Genomic DNA, 17081 nt, shown 5'->3' with positions numbered 1-17081 from the left:
TTTCCTCGGGCTTCTGCGCGAAGGACGGCCACGCCGTCCGCTTGTTGAGTTCACACGCAGGAAGCTAAAGGAGATGGCCGCGCAGGGTAGCGTTGCCGTTGGACTAGCGCTTATTCCCGCTCGGAATAAACGTTGCAAGATTATGCATTGAAGCTGCGCTCGAAGAAGTTCACGAATGTGCGCGCCTTGGCGGTCGCGGCGCGTCCGGTCGGAAGCACGGCCCAGAGATCGAGCGCGGGCAGGCTCCACTCCGGCAAGACTGCGCGCACGGCGCCCGCCTGGAGTTCGGGGGTGAACATCCATTCCGAGGCGATCGCGATCCCGGCATCGGCCAGCACTGCAGCGCGCACGCCTTCGGCGGCGCTCACCCGCAATCGACTCCGCACCGTCACGGCGAGTTCGGTGCTCTCGCGTTGAAACGACCACACGCTGCCCTCGCGGAGGTAAACAACAGCCTGATGCCGGCTCAGCTCGCTTGGCGTTGCCGGCGTGCCGGCGCGGTCGAAATAGGCCGGCGTGCCCAGCACGAGGCGCTTGCATCTCGCGACGCGGCGCGCGGTCAGCGTCGAATCCGTCATCTTGCCCATCCGGAGCGCGACGTCGATGCCTTCCTGCACGAGATCGATCTGGCGGTCGTCGAGCACGATCTCGAGCTCCAGCTCCGGGTGCTGCGCGAGAAACTTCGGCAGCATCGGAATGAGATGGATCCGGGCGAAGGTGACGGCGGCGCAGACCCGCAATCGTCCCTTGAGCCCGGCTCCGGCGCCGCGCGCGGCGATCTCGGCCTCGGCCGCCTCTTCAAGCGCGCGCCTGGCGCGCTCGAGGTAGCCGAGCCCGGCTTCGGTCGGGGTGAGACCATGGGTCGAGCGCGCAAGCAGCTTGACCCCGAGGAATTCCTCGAGTTGCGCGACTGATTTCGAGACCGCCGGCTGGCCGACCCGAAGCTGTCGCGCCGCAGCGGAGAACGAGCCGGTCTCGACCACCCGCACGAACGTCTCCATCGCCGCCAGACGATCCATGGCTATTCTCCACAGGAATGAGCGATACGGCCCATCCTGTCACGGTCCGGGGCGATTGGCCATTTCCGGACGCGGGTCGGTAGCGGAGAGCTGGCAGGCTACGACTTGCGGTGCCTGGCGTTGACCGCGATCGCGGCGGCGGCGGTGCGGTTCTCGACGCCGAGCTTGGCGTAGATCTGCTCGAGATGCTTGTCGACGGTGCGCGGGCTCAAACCCAGGATCTGCGCGATGTCGCGGTTGGTCTTGCCCTTGGAGAGCCAGGACAGCACCTCGCCCTCGCGGGTGGTCAGGCCGAGCTCGCTGGAGAACTCGGCCGGCATGTCGCCGCTGGTGTCCTTGGCGAGGCGCAGCAGGAATTCGTTGGGGCCGAGCTTGCCCATGAATTGCAGGCGGAGCTGCTCGTTGCCGGGGAAGGACGCCACCGTCGCGGTTTTCGCTCCGGCTTTGCCCTTCTGCGCCTGGTCGAGCCATTGCGGCATCGGCTCCGGCAACACGAAATTGTCGGCGGCTTCGGCGAGCGTATCCGACAGCAGCCGCTGTGCCTGCGGCGTCGCCCACAACAGCGTGCCCGAGCTGTTGACCGCGAGCAGGTAGCGGCCGGAGACGTCGAGCGCGGCGCGGGCGCTCTGCGTCATCCGCGCGTTGGCGAGGTGGACCCGGATCCGCGCCAACATCTCCTCGACCACGATAGGCTTGGTGACGTAGTCGACGCCGCCGGCCTCCAGTCCGCGCACGATGTGCTCGGTCTCGGCGAGCCCCGTCATGAAGATGATCGGCACGCCATCGAGCCCGGCGTCGCGCTTTAGCCGCTTGCAGGTCTCGAACCCGTCCATGCCGGGCATCACGGCATCGAGCAGGACGATGTCAGGGGTGATCTGGTCGACGATGCGCATCGCGGAGGCGCCGTCGAGCGCGACCATCACAGTCATGCCGGCGCCGTCGAGCGCGTCGGTCAAGAGCCGCAACGTCTCCGGCGAGTCGTCGACGACGAGCGCGACGTCGCGCTTTCGCTGTTCAATGGTCATAGCTGTGCAATGTCTTCAACGTCGCCATATATTGATCAAGATCGAACCGGTCGATCAGCGTGCGCATCTGGCCGACGAAATCGGCATGCTCGGGACTTTCGTTGCCGATCTCGTCGAGCTTGAGCTGGATCGCCCTGATATAGCCGAGCTGGCCGAGGCTGATCAGCTCTTCGACATATTTCACCGGCGGGCGTGAGCCCGTGTCGGGCTTCCATTGCGGAGGAGGAACCTGCTCGGCCTCATACTGCCATTCGATCTTGAGCAGCTGGCGGATGGTCTCGAGCAACCGCGGAATGTCGATCGGCTTCATCAGATAGCCGTCGTGGAACGGCTGCGCCAGCGGCGCGCCATGGGCCTCCAGCGCGCTGGCCGAGATCATCAGGATTCGTGCCTGGTGATGGCCTTCGGAGCGCAAGGTCTCGGCGACCGTCCAGCCGTCCATGCCCGCCATCGAGATATCGAGCAGGAACATGTCGGGACGACAATGCTGCGCGAGCGCAAGGCAGCCCGGCCCATCCGGTGCGCTGAGCAGGATGAAGCCGAGCGGAGCCAGGATCTGGCGCAGGAGGTCGCGGTGGGTCGGGTCGTCGTCGGTGATCAGGATGGTCTTGCGCGGGCCGTGATAGCCGTACACGGAAGCATCGACCGGGGCATCGCGGCGCGGATTGGTGACCTCGGATAGCAGCAGCTTGACGCGGAACGTGCTGCCGGCACCGACCGTGCTCAGGACCTTGATGTCGCCGCCCATCACACCCGCGAGCAAGCGGCTGATGGTGAGGCCGAGCCCGGTACCGGTCTGCGGCTGGCTGACGCCCAGTGCGCCGCGCTCGAACGGGGCGAAGATCCGCTCGAGATCGTCGGGCTGGATGCCCGGCCCGGTATCGATCACCTCGAACTCGGCGACCGGACTGCGGTAATGCACCACGAACTGCACCTTGCCGGTCTGCGTGAACTTGATCGCATTCGACAGCAGGTTGATCAGGATCTGCCGCAGCCGCTTCTCGTCGGCATAGACCACGACCGGCAGCACGGCCGGCCGTCTGAACACGAAGTCGATGCCCTTTGCGGCGGCCTGCAGGCGGAACATGCCGACCAGCTGCTCGAGGAAATCGTTCAGCCGCACCTCGTCGCGCGACAGATAGAGGCGGCCGGCCTCGATCTTGGAGATGTCGAGGATGCCGTCGATCAGGCCCGACAAATGATCGGCGCTGCGGCGGACCACGCGCACCTGCTCGCGGGGACGCACCTGGAGACTGTCGTCCTGCTCCAATAGCTGCGCGTAACCGGAGATCGCGTTGAGCGGCGAGCGGAGCTCATGGCTGAGGCCGACGACGTATCTGCTCTTGGCGAGGTTGGCGGACTCCGCCACTTCCTTGGCGCGCTGCAACTCGGCATCGGTGCGCTTGTGGGCGTCGATCTCCTGGATCAGTAGCGTGGTCTGCCGGCGGGTTTCGTCTTCGGCGGCACGGCGGCTCTGCTGCGCCAGCACGAACAGCCAGGCGACGACACCGATGATCAGGGTCAGTGCAAAGAACACCTTCCACAGCACGTCGGCCAATAGTTCGTTGGCATGCACGGCCGCGGTGGTCTGCAAATAGATCAGGCCGAGCACCAGCGCCACGAGACCGGCCGAGACCGCGAACACGCCGAGATAATGGCCGAGCTGCGAGTTGATGCGGGCGTAGATCGGCTGCGGCATCACCGTGCCCAGGGCGTCCGACACCTGCGCGCCGATCCGCCCGTGCGGTTTGCAGAGGTCGTGACAGCGGGCGTCGAGCGAGCAGCACAAGGAGCAGATCGGGCCGGCATAGGCCGGGCAGGCGGCCATGTCCTCGGGCTCGAAGGCATGCTCGCAGATACAGCATTGGATCGATTCAAGGTTCTGCCAGCTCCGCTTCGGCTTGCGCGCGATGTAATACTTGCCGTCGGTCGCCCAGGCAATCAGGGGCGCCGTGATGAACGCGACCGCGAGCGCCACGAAGGCGGACAGCGCCTTGGCGGTCGGACCGAACAGGCCGTAGAACGCGCTGATCGAGACCACGGTGGCAATCGTCATGGCCCCGACCCCGACCGGATTGATGTCGCAGAGATGGGCGCGCTTGAACTCGATATGCTGCGGCCGCAGGCCGAGCGGCTTGTTGATGACGAGATCGGCGACCAGCGCGCCGACCCAGGCGATCGCGACGTTGGAGTAGAGCGCCAGCGTCTGCTCCAGCGCCTTGTAGACGCCGATCTCCATCAACAGCAGCGCGACGACCACGTTGAACACCAGCCACACCACGCGGCCGGGATGCGAATGGGTGAGGCGGGAGAAGAAGTTCGACCAGGCGATCGAGCCGGCATAGGCGTTGGTGACGTTGATCTTGACCTGCGACAGGATCACGAACGTCCCGGTCAGCGCCATCGCGAGATCCGGCTGCGACAGCACGTAGCGGAAGGCTTCGAGATACATGTTGGCCGGCTCGGCCGCATGCTCGGCCGAGACGCCGTGGCTGAGCGCGAAGAAGGCGAGGAACGAGCCGGCCAGCAGCTTGAGCGCGCCGAGCACGATCCAGCCCGGACCGGCGCTCAGCAGCGCGATCCACCAGGCCTTGCGCGACGTGCGGCGATCGCGCGGCAGGAAGCGCAGGAAGTCGACCTGCTCGCCGATCTGCGCCACCAGCGCGAACACGACCGAGGGCCGCGGTGCCGAACAGCAGCAGGTCGAGATTCCCAGCGGGATCGCCGTGCTCGCCGGCGAATTTGCGCCACTCGGTGAAGGAATGCGGATTGGCCCAGGCGATCGCCGCGAACGGCATGATGTGGAGGATCACCCACAGCGGCTGGGTCCAGAGCTGGAAGCGGCTGATCAGCGTGATGCCGTAGACGACGAGCGGAATGATCACGACCGCGCTGATCAGATAGCCGATCGGCCGCGGGATGCCGAAGCACATGTCGAGCGCGCTGGCCAGGATCACCGCCTCGATGGCGAAGAAGATGAAGGTGAAGGAGGCGTAGATCAGCGAGGTAATGGTCGAGCCGATATAGCCGAAGCCGGCGCCGCGGGTCAGCAGGTCGATGTCGATGCCGCTTTTGGCGGCATGGTAGGCGATCGGCAATCCGCACAGGAAGATGATGACGCTGACGACCAGGATCGCGGCCGAGGCGTTCATCGCACCGTAGTTCAGCGTGATGGTGCCGCCGATCGCCTCCAGCGCGAGGAAGGAGATCGCGCCGAGCGCGGTGTTGGCAACGCGAGCGGCGGACCAGCGCCGCGCGCTCTTGGCGGTGAAGCGCAGCGCGTAGTCTTCCAGCGTCTGGTTGGCGACCCATTGATTGTATTGGCGCCTGACGCGGTCTATCCGCTGCCGCCCTGCCACTCTTCTAACTCCTGGTCCACGATGCTTTGATCGCGGGCAAATCCCGTACCAAAAACCTACGTCGCTATTTTGCGGTGCAGTATACGCGATCTCACGTATCAGTGCGCTGCACAAAAGTGAGCAATCCTCGCCCGATCAATAAGCGTTCTCGAACCAATGGGGTGCTCATGTCAGACGAAACAAAACCAGGCCTGAAGTCTCCGCTCCGGCGCAAGCTCTTGATGGGAATGGCTGCTTTGCCGGCCGTTTCGATGCTGGGCCGTCCCGCTTTTGCCGACGTTCCTGCAACCTCTGCGGTCAACACCACGGGTCTTGCAGTCACCGATAGCGAAGTGACGGTCGGCATCCTGCACTCGGTGACCGGCACCATGGCGATCTCGGAGACCGGATCGGTCGAGGCCGAGAAACTCGCGATCGAGCAGATCAACGCCGCCGGCGGCGTGCTCGGCCGCAAGATCAAGTTCATCCAGGAGGACGGCGCGAGCGACTGGCCGACCTTCGCGGAAAAGGCGAAGAAGCTGCTGGTCAACGACAAATGCGCAGCCGTGATGGGTTGCTGGACCTCGGCCTCGCGCAAGGCGGTGCTGCCGGTGTTCGAGCAGTACAACGGCATGCTGTACTACCCGACCTTCTATGAGGGTCTCGAGCAGTCCAAGAACGTGATCTACACCGGCCAGGAGGCGACGCAGCAGATCATCGCCGGCCTCGACTGGGTCAACAAGACCAAGGGCGCCAAGAGCTTCTATCTGCTCGGCTCGGACTACATCTGGCCGCGCACCTCGAACAAGATCGCGCGCAAGCACATCGAGAACCATCTGCAGGGCTGCAAGGTGGTCGGCGAGGAATACTTCCCGCTCGGCTCGACCCAGTTCAACTCGGTGATCAACAAGATCAAGCTGACCAAGCCCGACGTGATCTACGCGATCATCGTCGGCGGCTCCAACGTCGCGTTCTACAAGCAGTTGAAAGCAGCCGGCATCGACCTGTCGAAGCAGACGCTGCTGACGATCTCGGTCACCGAGGACGAGATCGACGGCATCGGCGGCGAGAACATCGCGGGCGCCTACGCCTGCATGAAGTACTTCCAGTCGCTCGACAATCCGAACAACAAGGCCTTCGTGCCCGCGTTCAAGAAGATGTGGGGCGAGAAGACCGTGATCGGAGACGTCACTCAGGCTGCCTATCTCGGCCCGTGGCTGTGGAAATTGACGGTGGAGAAGGCGGGCTCCTTCGACATCGACAAGATCGCGGCGGCGTCCCCCGGCGTCGAGTTCAAGGGCGCGCCGGAAGGCTACGTCCGGATCCACGAGAACCACCATTTGTGGTCGAAGACCCGCGTCGGACGCGCCAAGGCCGACGGCCAGTACGAGCTGATCTACGAGACCGCCGATCTCGTCGAGCCGGATCCGTTCCCCAAGGGCTACCAGTGAGGCTGCGCGCCTAAGGCGCAACTTCACTTCAAACGCATCGCGGCGTGGACGAAGTCGTCCACGCCCACGATCCGCCGTCGCGGCCGTGTCGCGACGTATGCCCTTGGACTGGAGGACCAGATGTTCGGCGACTATTCGATCAGCGACCTCGGCGCGATTCTTGCGATGCAGGGATTTGCCGGGCTCATCCTGTTCTCCGTCTATGTGCTGATGGCGCTCGGGCTTGCCATCATCTTCGGCCAGATGGGCGTCATCAACATGGCCCATGGCGAGTTCATGATCCTGGGGGCCTACGTCACCTGGATGACGTCGAACGCCGTGCAGCACGTCGCGCCCTGGCTGTTTCCCGGCTACTTCTTCATCGCGATGATCCTGGCGTTCATCGCCTCCGGCGCGCTCGGCATGCTGGTCGAATGGGCGCTGATACGTCATCTCTACAAACGGCCGCTCGATACGTTGCTGGCGACCTGGGGCCTCAGCCTGATCCTGCAGCAGGCCTATCGCTCGATCTTCGGCGCGCGCGAGGTCGGCGTCGAACTGCCGGAATGGATGATGGGCTCCTGGCAGGCGACCGACTCGATCCAGATCCCGATCAACGGCATGTTCGTGATGGCGCTGACCATGCTGATCACGATCGCGGTCGCCTACGTGCTGTTCTGGTCGAGCTGGGGCAAGCAGGTGCGCGCCGTGGTGCAGAACCGCGTGATGGCCGGCGCCGTCGGCATCAACACCGAGAAGGTCGACCGTTACACCTTCGGTCTCGGCTGCGGCATCGCCGGGATCGCGGGCTCGGCCTTCACCATGATCGGCTCGACCGGACCGACCGCCGGCCAGCTCTACATCGTCGACACCTTCCTGGTCGTCGTTTTCGGCGGCGCGGCCTCGCTGTTCGGCACCATCGCCTCCGCCTTCTCGATCTCGCAGACCCAGTCGACGCTGGAGTTCTTCCTGTCGGGATCGATGGCCAAGGTGATCACGCTGCTCACCATCGTCGCGATCTTGATGGTCCGTCCGCAGGGGCTGTTCGCGCTCAAGGTCCGCAAATAAGAACAAGCAGGCAGGTCATGGTCATCAACTCGCGCTTTTTCAATCGCTCCGAACTGCTCGGCTTCCTTGCGCTCGCGGCGCTGCTCCTTGTGATCCTGCCGCTGTCGCTGGATATCTTCCGCCTCAACCTGGTCGCCAAATACCTGACCTACGCCTTCGTCGGCATCGGCCTTGTGCTGTGCTGGGGTTATGGCGGCATCCTGAGCCTCGGGCAGGGCGTGTTCTTCGGCCTCGGCGGCTACTGCATGGCGATGTACCTCAAGCTCGAGGCATCGTCGGTCGCGAACACCAAGATCCAGTCGACGCCGGGCATTCCGGATTTCATGGACTGGAACCAGCTCACCTCGCTGCCCTTCTTCTGGAAGCCATTCCACAGCTTCCCCGTCACGCTGCTGGCGATCCTGCTGGTTCCCGCGTTCTTCGCGCTGATCATCGGTGCTGCGATGTTCAAGCGCCGGGTCGGCGGCGTCTATTTTGCGATCATCACGCAAGCGATCGCCGCGATCCTCACCATCCTGATCGTGGGGCAGCAGGGTTACACCGGCGGCATCAACGGCATCACCGATTTGCGCACGCTGCACGGCTGGGACATCCGCACCGATCACGCCAAGTTCATTCTGTATTTCGTCGAGGTTGTGCTGCTGTTCGGATGCATCGTCGCCGCGCAATTCATCCGGCTGACAAAACTCGGGCGCATCCTGGTGGCGATGCGGGAGCAGGAGGATCGCGTGCGCTTCTCCGGTTATAGCGTCGCCAACTTCAAGATCTTCGCGTTCTGCGCCGCGGCGGTGTTCGCCGCGATCGGCGGCGCCATGTTCACGCTCGAGGTCGGCTTCATGTCGCCGTCCTTCGTCGGCATCGTGCCGTCGATCGAGATGGTGATCTACACCGCGGTCGGCGGCCGGATGTCGATCTTCGGCGCAGTGTGGGGCGCGCTGCTGGTCAATTTCGCCAAGACCAGCCTCTCGGAATCCTTCCCGCAGCTCTGGCTGTTCGGCCTCGGCGCGCTGTTCATCGCGGTCGTGCTGGCCTTCCCGAACGGGCTCTCGGGCATCTGGGCGGACCATATCCAGCCCCGCATCGATCGCCTGTTCGCATCACGCAAATCGAAATCGGCGGCCGGCATGATCGCCGACGGCGCACCGGCCGAGTGAGGAGGCACCATCATGCTCGTCGGCCATCAGCCCAAGGACTTCCTGCTCGCGGTCTCCGGACTCACCGTGTCCTTTGACGGCTTCAAGGCGGTGAACGATCTCTCCTTCTATGTCGAGGAGAACGAGATCCGCGTCATCATCGGCCCGAACGGCGCCGGCAAGACCACGGTGCTCGATCTGATCTGCGGCAAGACCCGCGCCACCTCCGGCTCGATCCAGTTCCGCGGCCAGGAGCTGACAAGGCTGCGTGAGAACGAGATCGTGCAGGCCGGCGTCGGGCGCAAGTTCCAGACACCGTCGGTGTTCGAGGATCTCACCGTGTTCGAGAACCTCGAGATTTCCTACCCGCGCGGCCGCACCGTGTTCGGCTCGCTGACCTTCCAGCGCGACGACGCGGTCAAGCAGCGGGTCGAGGAGGTCGCCGAGATGATCTTCCTCAAGGATCGCCTCAACACCTATGCCGACCAGCTCAGCCACGGTCAGAAGCAGTGGCTCGAGATCGGCATGCTGCTGATCCAGGACCCGGACCTCCTGATGCTCGACGAGCCGGTTGCGGGCATGAGCGTCTCCGAGCGCGCCAAGACCGCCGAATTGCTCAACCGCATCATCAAGGACCGTTCGGTCCTCGTGATCGAGCACGACATGAAGTTCGTCGAGGACATCGCGCACAAGGTCACCGTGCTGCACCAGGGGCAGATCCTGTCCGAGGGGACGATGGAGCACGTCAAGAACGATCCGAAGGTGATCGAAGTCTATCTGGGCCACTGAGGAACAACGCGATGCTGGCAATCAATGATCTTCACGTCGCCTACGGCCAGAGCGAGGTGCTGCACGGCCTCAACGTATCGGTCGCGCCCAACGAGATCGTCGCGATCATGGGCCGCAACGGCATGGGCAAGACCACGCTGATGAAGTCGCTGATGGGCATCCTGCCGGCCAAGAGCGGTAAGGTGACCATGGACGGCACCGAGCTCGGCGCGATGAAGAGCTACGAGCGGGTGGCGAAGGGGCTCGCCTACGTGCCGCAGGGCCGCATGATCTTCTCCACCATGACGGTGAAGGAGAACATCGAGACCGGCCTCGTGGTCTCCGGCGGCTCGGAAGTGCCCGGCGATATCTATGAGTTGTTCCCGGTGCTGCTCGAGATGAAGGGCCGCCGCGGCGGCAACCTCTCCGGCGGACAACAGCAACAGCTCGCGATCGCCCGCGCGCTCGCCACCAAGCCGAAGGTGCTGCTGCTGGACGAGCCGACCGAAGGCATCCAGCCGTCGATCATCAAGGACATGGCGCGCACGTTGAAGCGGATCCGCGACGAGCGGGGCCTGTCGATCGTCGTTTCCGAGCAGGTCCTGAGCTTCGCGCTCGACATCGCCGATCGCGTGCTGGTCATCGAGAACGGCGAGATCGTCCGCGACGATCCACGCGCCAGCGTCGATGCCGCGCAGATTTCCAAGTACTTGTCCGTCTAACTATCAGTAACCCAAGGGGAGCATCGCGATGCCAGATACACTGATCAAGGTCGACCTCAGCAAATCGGCCTACGAAAACGACAAGATCCACAACCGCTGGCATCCGGAAGTGCCGATCGTCGAGTGGGTCAGCCCCGGCGACGACTTCATCATCGAGACCGTCGACTGGACCGGCGGCTTCATCAAGAATAACGATTCCGCCGATGACGTGCGCGACATCGATCTGTCGATCGTGCATTTCCTCTCGGGTCCGATCGGCGTCAAGGGTGCCGAGCCCGGCGATCTCCTGGTCGTCGACCTGCTCGACGTCGGTCCCTTGAAGGAGAGCCTGTGGGGCTTCAACGGCTTCTTCTCCAAGCAGAATGGCGGCGGCTTCCTCACCGACCACTTCCCGCTGGCGCAGAAGTCGATCTGGGACATCAAGGGTCTCTATACCTCGTCGCGCCACGTCCCTGGCGTCAACTTCGCCGGCCTGATCCATCCCGGCCTGATCGGCTGTCTGCCCGACGCCAAGATGCTGGCGGCGTGGAATGCGCGCGAGGCCGAGCTGATCGCGACCAACCCGACCCGCGTGCCCGGTCTCGCCAATCCGCCGTTCGCGCCGACCGCGCATGCCGGCCAGGCCAAGGGCGACGTCAAGGCCAAGATCGGCCTCGAGGGCGCCCGCACCGTGCCGCCGCGCGAGCATGGCGGCAATTGCGACATCAAGGACCTGTCGCGCGGCTCGAAGATCTATTTCCCGGTGTATGTGCCGGGCGGCGGGCTCTCGATGGGCGATTTGCATTTCAGCCAGGGCGACGGCGAGATCACCTTCTGCGGCGCCATCGAGATGGCCGGCTGGCTGCACATCAAGGTCGACGTCATCAAGGACGGCGTGTCGAAATACGGCATCAAGAACCCTGTGTTCAAGCCGTCGCCGATCACGCCGAACTACAAGGACTATCTGATCTTCGAGGGCATCTCGGTCGACGAGGCCGGCAAGCAGCACTATCTCGACGTCCACATCGCCTATCGCCAGGCCTGTTTGAACGCGATCGAGTATCTGAAGAAGTTCGGTTACTCCGGCGCCCAGGCCTATTCGATCCTCGGCACCGCGCCGTGCCAGGGCCACATCTCCGGCGTGGTCGACGTGCCCAACGCCTGCGCCACGCTGTGGCTGCCGACGGAGATATTCGACTTCGACGTGATGCCGTCGTCTGCCGGACCGATCAAGCACATCAAGGGCGACGTGCAGATGCCGATCTCGCCCGACAAGTGATCCTGTGATCCCTGCGCGAAGGGTGCGGGACGGCTGCGTATTGGCCGCCCCGCATCCATCGCCGGATCTCACACGACTGCGCAAGGATTTGAGGAAATGCCGATCTACGAATATCTCTGCAACGACTGCGGCCCGTTCACCGACATGCGGCCGATGGCGGAATGCGACCTGCCGCAGGACTGCCCGCAATGCGAGACGACGTCGCCGCGCGTGATCCTGACCGCGCCGGCGTTCTTCTGCATGCCCTCCGACAAGCGCAAGGCGCATGCCACCAACGAGCAGAGCCGGCACGCGCCGAAGACGCTCGATCAATACAAGGCCGCGCACGGCCCGGGCTGTGGTTGCTGCTCTCCCTCGGGAAAGAAGAAGCCGGCGCGGCTGATGACCAAGACCAGGAGCGGCGCCAAGGGCTTTCCGACCGCGCGTCCCTGGATGATCAGCCACTGACAGGGCGCTGACGCTCAGGCCTGTTCGGCGACCTTCAAGGCCTCGGTGCGGATCTCCTCGACCAGCCGTTCCTTCAGGACGACGAATTCGGGGGTGGTCTTGATCTTGTAGGAGCGGGGATGCGGCAGGTCGACCGCGATCTCGGCCTTGATACGGCCGGGACGCGCGCTCATCACGATGACGCGGCTGCCGAGGAAGATGGCTTCCTCGATGTCGTGGGTGACGAACAGCACCGTTTTCTGGTCGCGCTCCCAGATTCCGAGCAGCATCTCCTGCATCAATGCCCGGGTCTGGTTGTCGAGCGCGCCGAACGGCTCGTCGAGCAGCAGGATCTTCGGATCATTGGCGAGCGCACGGGCGATCGCGGTGCGCTGCTGCATGCCTCCGGACAATTGCTTGGGCCAGTGGTTCTCGAAGCCGGAGAGCCCGACCCGGCGGATGAACGCGTCGGCGATGTCGCGGCGTTCGGCCTGCGACACGCCGCGCTCGCGCAGGCCGAAGGCGATGTTCTCGCGCACCGTCAGCCAGGGAAACAAAGTGTAGGACTGAAACACCATGCCGCGATCGGCGCCGGGGCCGGTGACCTCGCGCCCGTCGAGCGTGACGCGGCCGCTGGTCGGCCGGTCGAGCCCGGCGATGATCCGGAGCAGGGTGGACTTTCCGCAGCCGGAGGGGCCGAGGATGGTGACGAAGTCGTTGTCGCCGACATCGAGCGTGGTCGGCTCGAGCGCCCGGGTCGGCGCGTGGCCGGCGCGAGCGGGGAAGGTTCGTGAGACCTGTTCGATCCTGAGCGCGGTCATGCGAGCTTCCACGGGAATAGCCAGGCATTGAACGCCTTGAACAGGAAATCGGAGATCAGGCCGATCAGCCCGATGACGATGATGCCGAAGATGATCTGGCCGGTGTTGAGCAGCGCCTGGCTGTCGGTGATCATATGCCCGATGCCGGACGACGAACCGATCAGTTCGGCCACGATGACGTAGGTCCAGGCCCAGCCCAGAACCAGCCTCAGGATCTCGGCGATCTCGGGCGCCGCGGAGGGCAGCAACACGCGGCGGATGACGCCGCTGTCGCCCGCGCCAAGTGTATACGCAGCCTCGACCAGGTCGCGCCGCGTGGCGCCGACGGTGACCGCCACCATTAGGATGATCTGGAACACCGCGCCGATGAAGATCACGAGCAGCTTCTGCAACTCACCGATGCCGGCCCACAGGATCAACAGCGGGATAAAGGCGGACGCCGGCAGATAGCGCGCAAAGGACACGAACGGTTCGAGGAAGGCCTCGACCGGCTTATAGGCGCCCATGAGCACGCCGAGCGGCACTGCGATGATGGCGGCAAGAGCAAAGCCGCCGACGACGCGCCAGATCGTCATGGCGATGTCGAACAGGAAGCCTTGCTTGGCGAGCAACTCATAGCCTTCCTGCACCATGGTGAGCGGGTTGGCGAGGAATGTCTTCGATACATGGCCGCCGAACGTCGCCCAGGACCAGAGGGCGACGAACAGCACGAAGAAGGCGAGGCCGTAGACCACGCGCTGCTTCGATGTTGTGGGCTCGAGGGGACGCATCAATTTGTCCAGGCGTATCTCATGCGCCGATCCCGCCCGCCTTCGCGAGGTGGGACCGGCCGAAATGATGGCTGCGTTACTTGATGAAGCTGGCGTCGTAGATGTCTTCAACCTTCGGCGCGGCCTTGATGATGCCGACCTCGAGCAGTAGCTCGGCGGCATCCTTGTTGAAGGAGAGGAAGTCGCCGGCAAAGAATTTCTGGTTGGCGGCCTTGTCCTGCCAGCGCAGGTACTTTGCCGAGTTGCCGAACTGCTCGCCGGACTGCTTCACGTCCGCGCCCATGATCTCGTAGGCCTTGGCCTGATCCTTGGTGATCATGTCGAGCGCCTCGAAATAGCTGTCGGCCAGCGCCTGCGCCGCCTTCGGATTGTCGGTCAGGAATTTTGGGGTGCAGCCGAACGTGTCCATCACGATCGGATAGTCGAGCGTGGTGGCGATGATCTTGCCCTTGTCGGGAGCGGCGCGCACCGTCGACAAATAAGGCTCGTAGGTCATCGCGGCATCGTTCTGGCCAGAGACGAAAGCCTGCGCCGCGGCGGCGGGCTCCAGATTCACCACGGTGACGTCCTTCACCGAGAGGCCGTTCTTCTTCAGCATCCAGGCCAGCGCGAAATAGGGCGAGGTGCCCGGCGCCGATGCCGCCACCGTCTTGCCCTTGAGGTCCTTGATCGCGGCGACATCGTTGCGCACGGCCATGCCGTCGGCGCCATAGCTCTTGTCGAGCTGGAAGATCTGCTTGGTCGCGACGCCGTTGGCGTTCCAGGAGATCCAGGTCTCCACCGTCGTCGCCGCGCACTGGATGTCGCCCGAGGCGATCGCCAGATGCCGGTCTTTCTGCGGGATCTTCTTCAAGGTCACGTCGAGGCCGTTCTTCTTGAAGATGCCGGCCTCCTTGGCGAGCGTCAGCGGCGCGAAGCCGGTCCAGCCGGAGATGCCGACGCCGACCTTGATGTCATCTGCGAACGCTGTGGTGGACACGAGCAGCGCCGCGATTGCGGGCAATAGCTTGAAGGAACGCATTCTCGACCCCTTGAACGATGGATTGAACCCAGTTGATGTCTTCACTTCAGTGATGTCTCGTCAGTCGCGGCGGATTGCCGCATGACGCATGGCGGTGGATGGTGGCCCATGATGCATTGCATGAATTATGCCGCGCAAGACGTCCTCAGCCTCCCTTGAAGCGAGCGACCAGCCGGTGCGTCTCGCCTGGATAGTGCAGCCGCACCGCCGTTACCGTGCGCGCGCTGCGCCAGGTGTAGCGATCGATCACGAGGCAGGGCGCGCCGACCGCGATGTCGAGCGCCTTCGCCGTGCGATCGTCGGCGACAACCGCGCTGATCGTATGTTCAGCCTCGGTCCACGGTACATGATGCAGCAGCCATGATCCCGGCGGTTCACGCGCAAAGTCCGCCGTCGCGGCTTCCGGAACGGTGGAGAGGTCGATCAGCCTGTCCTCGACCGCGAACGGCACATTGTCGGCGCTGTGCCGGCAGGTGATCGCGATCACCTTGCCGGCCATGCTCACCCCGAGCCGGGCGCGATCGGCTGCGGTCGCGGTGCGACGCCGGCAATCGATCAGCTGATAGCCGTAGCTGCGGCCGAGCGCGGTGATCTCGGCGCGCATGTCGGCAATCTTGAGCACCGCCGACAGATGCTGCGGGCGGCGGACGAATGAGCCGGCACGTCGTCGCCGTTCGATCAGGTCGGCCTGCGCAAGTTCCGACAGCGCCTTATTGACCGTCATGCGCGAGCAGCGATAGCGCGCCATCAATTGGTGCTCAAACGGGATGCGGTGGCCCGGCGGCCATTCGCCGGTGAGTATCCGCGTCTCGATGTCGAGCCTGATCCGCTTGTAGAGCGTCGGCTTGCTGCTCGCGCCCGGTTTGGCCCGTTCGGAGGCGAGGCTCATGCGACGAGCCTCCGGACGCTCGCATTGAACCGCTCGCGCGCTTTGTCGCGCAACCTGTGCCGTCCACCTGCGACCAGCTTGTCGCCGCCGGCCCAGACGCAATCGATCGCGTCGCTTGCCGAGGCAAACAGCCAGCCGTCGAGAACGGCATCGCCCGACCGTCCCGCCAGGGATGGGTGGGCAGTGTCGAGGCTGACGATGTCGGCACGCCCGCCCGGCGTGAGCCCCGCCTTGCTCTGCGCCAGCGCCTGCGCGCCGCCCGCGAGCGCGTGGTCGAACAGTGCGCGTCCGGTGGATGCACCCGGACGCCCGGAGAGCACATTGCGCTCGCGATGCTTCAGCCGCTGGCCGTATTCGAGTTGGCGAAGCTCGTCGGCGACCCCGACCAGCACGTTGGAATCGGTCCCGATGCCGAACCGGCCGCCAGATGCGAGGAATTCGCGCGCCGAAAAGATGCCGTCGCCGAGGCTTGCTTCAGTCACCGGGCAGAGGCCGGCAACCGCGCCGCTGCTGGCGAGCGCGGCGACTTCCCGATCCGTCATGTGGGTTGCGTGAATCAGGCACCAGCGTCGATCGACGGGCGCATGTTCGAGCAGCCATTCCACCGGCCGCTGCCCTGACCAGGCAAGACAATCCTCCACCTCACGCACCTGTTCGGCGGCGTGGATGTGGATTGGATCTGTCGCGGCAAGCGGAATGATTGCCGCGAGCTCATCCGGCGCGACGGCGCGCAGGCTGTGCGGGGCGATGCCGATGTTGGCGCCGGGGAGTGCTCGGATCGCCTCGCGCGACGCCGCCATCAGCGTGGCGAACTGATCGACCGAGCAGATGAAGCGGCGCTGCCCGGCATGAGGCGCGGCGCCACCGAATGTGCCGTGGGCATAGAAGCTCGGCAGCAGCGTGAGCCCGATGCCGGAGGCCTCAGTCGCCTCCGCGATGCGCACGGCCATCTCGGCCGGATTGGCATAAGGCGAGCCGTCGCGATCATGATGGAGATAGTGGAACTCGCCGACCCGGGTAAAGCCACGCTCGAGCATCTCGACATAGAGCAGAGTCGCAACGGCCGCGACGTCGTCCGGCGTCATCGTCAGCGCGAAGCGATACATGGTCTCGCGCCAGGTCCAGAACGTATCGGTGCTGTCGCCGCGCAGTTCGGCAAGGCCGGCCATGCCGCGCTGAAACGCGTGGCTGTGCAGGCTCGCCAATCCGGGAACCGCCAATTGGTGACGCTCGTCACCGGCGGCCGGGGCAACGCCCGCCGTCACTGAGGCGATCGCACCGTCGGCGACCACGATTTGCACATCACTGGCCCAGCCCGAGGGCAGCAGCGCGAATGCGAAATGCAGTCGTGTCATTTTTCCATGCCGGCTGGACAGAACCGAGACACGATTAT

General features: G+C 64.5%; 14 protein-coding genes and 1 pseudogene. 7 read left to right on the top strand and 8 right to left on the bottom strand.

Annotated elements, in window-relative coordinates:
- Nucleotides 1–140: 140 nt before the first annotated feature.
- The 3 genes and pseudogenes from ACVISU_RS05935 to ACVISU_RS05925 form a co-directional block, all read right to left on the bottom strand.
- Complete coding sequence (locus ACVISU_RS05935; protein ID WP_456706309.1) at nt 141–1019, bottom strand: LysR family transcriptional regulator; 879 nt, start codon at nt 1017–1019, stop codon at nt 141–143.
- Between the two features lie 98 nt (nt 1020–1117).
- Complete coding sequence (locus ACVISU_RS05930) at nt 1118–2044, bottom strand: response regulator transcription factor (protein ID WP_050400064.1); 927 nt, start codon at nt 2042–2044, stop codon at nt 1118–1120.
- Nucleotides 2034–5403 (bottom strand): annotated as a pseudogene (locus ACVISU_RS05925) (hybrid sensor histidine kinase/response regulator). The gene ACVISU_RS05930 and the pseudogene ACVISU_RS05925 overlap by 11 nt, the downstream one beginning before the upstream one ends.
- Before the next feature lie 167 nt (nt 5404–5570).
- Here ACVISU_RS05925 and urtA point away from each other — a divergent pair.
- The 7 genes from urtA to ACVISU_RS05890 all read left to right on the top strand — a co-directional run bounded on the left by urtA (nt 5571) and on the right by ACVISU_RS05890 (nt 12208).
- Nucleotides 5571–6833 carry an urea ABC transporter substrate-binding protein gene (urtA, locus tag ACVISU_RS05920; protein ID WP_050400067.1) on the top strand — a complete coding sequence of 421 codons (1263 nt, stop codon included), beginning with the start codon at nt 5571–5573 and terminating at the stop codon, nt 6831–6833.
- Nucleotides 6834–6953: 120 nt separating this feature from the next.
- A complete protein-coding gene (gene urtB, locus ACVISU_RS05915; RefSeq protein WP_092125363.1) occupies nt 6954–7880 on the top strand; it encodes an urea ABC transporter permease subunit UrtB in 927 nt (308 codons plus the stop codon).
- A 17-nt stretch (nt 7881–7897) separates the two neighbouring features.
- Nucleotides 7898–9034 carry an urea ABC transporter permease subunit UrtC gene (gene urtC, locus ACVISU_RS05910; RefSeq protein WP_050400070.1) on the top strand — a complete coding sequence of 379 codons (1137 nt, stop codon included), beginning with the start codon at nt 7898–7900 and terminating at the stop codon, nt 9032–9034.
- A gap of 12 nt (nt 9035–9046) precedes the next feature.
- Nucleotides 9047–9802, top strand: coding sequence for an urea ABC transporter ATP-binding protein UrtD (gene urtD, locus ACVISU_RS05905; RefSeq protein ID WP_063695194.1), 756 nt, complete (start codon nt 9047–9049; stop codon nt 9800–9802).
- A gap of 11 nt (nt 9803–9813) precedes the next feature.
- Nucleotides 9814–10503: an urea ABC transporter ATP-binding subunit UrtE gene (urtE, locus tag ACVISU_RS05900; RefSeq protein ID WP_050400072.1), complete on the top strand. Its 690-nt coding sequence runs from the start codon at nt 9814–9816 to the stop codon at nt 10501–10503.
- Between the two features lie 28 nt (nt 10504–10531).
- Entirely contained in the window at nt 10532–11761 is a 1230-nt protein-coding gene (gene fmdA / locus ACVISU_RS05895; protein WP_050400074.1) for a formamidase, read from the top strand.
- A gap of 96 nt (nt 11762–11857) precedes the next feature.
- Nucleotides 11858–12208, top strand: coding sequence for an FmdB family zinc ribbon protein (locus ACVISU_RS05890; protein WP_050400075.1), 351 nt, complete (start codon nt 11858–11860; stop codon nt 12206–12208).
- Between the two features lie 14 nt (nt 12209–12222).
- Here the strand turns inward: ACVISU_RS05890 and ACVISU_RS05885 are convergent, their stop codons facing one another.
- The 5 genes from ACVISU_RS05885 to ACVISU_RS05865 form a co-directional block, all read right to left on the bottom strand.
- Nucleotides 12223–13008 carry an ABC transporter ATP-binding protein gene (locus ACVISU_RS05885; protein ID WP_456706308.1) on the bottom strand — a complete coding sequence of 262 codons (786 nt, stop codon included), beginning with the start codon at nt 13006–13008 and terminating at the stop codon, nt 12223–12225.
- Nucleotides 13005–13778 carry an ABC transporter permease gene (locus tag ACVISU_RS05880; RefSeq protein ID WP_050400078.1) on the bottom strand — a complete coding sequence of 258 codons (774 nt, stop codon included), beginning with the start codon at nt 13776–13778 and terminating at the stop codon, nt 13005–13007. Before ACVISU_RS05880 ends, ACVISU_RS05885 begins: the two co-directional genes overlap by 4 nt.
- A gap of 76 nt (nt 13779–13854) precedes the next feature.
- Nucleotides 13855–14799, bottom strand: coding sequence for an ABC transporter substrate-binding protein (locus tag ACVISU_RS05875; RefSeq protein WP_050400080.1), 945 nt, complete (start codon nt 14797–14799; stop codon nt 13855–13857).
- Between the two features lie 145 nt (nt 14800–14944).
- Nucleotides 14945–15688, bottom strand: coding sequence for a histidine utilization repressor (gene hutC / locus ACVISU_RS05870; RefSeq protein WP_050400081.1), 744 nt, complete (start codon nt 15686–15688; stop codon nt 14945–14947).
- Entirely contained in the window at nt 15685–17043 is a 1359-nt protein-coding gene (locus ACVISU_RS05865; RefSeq protein WP_456706307.1) for a formimidoylglutamate deiminase, read from the bottom strand. Before ACVISU_RS05865 ends, hutC begins: the two co-directional genes overlap by 4 nt.
- Between the last annotated feature and the right edge of the window lie 38 nt (nt 17044–17081).

The sequence above is a fragment of the Bradyrhizobium sp. USDA 4452 genome, from assembly GCF_054063575.1.
This window is presented reverse-complemented; position numbering and strand designations above follow the sequence as displayed.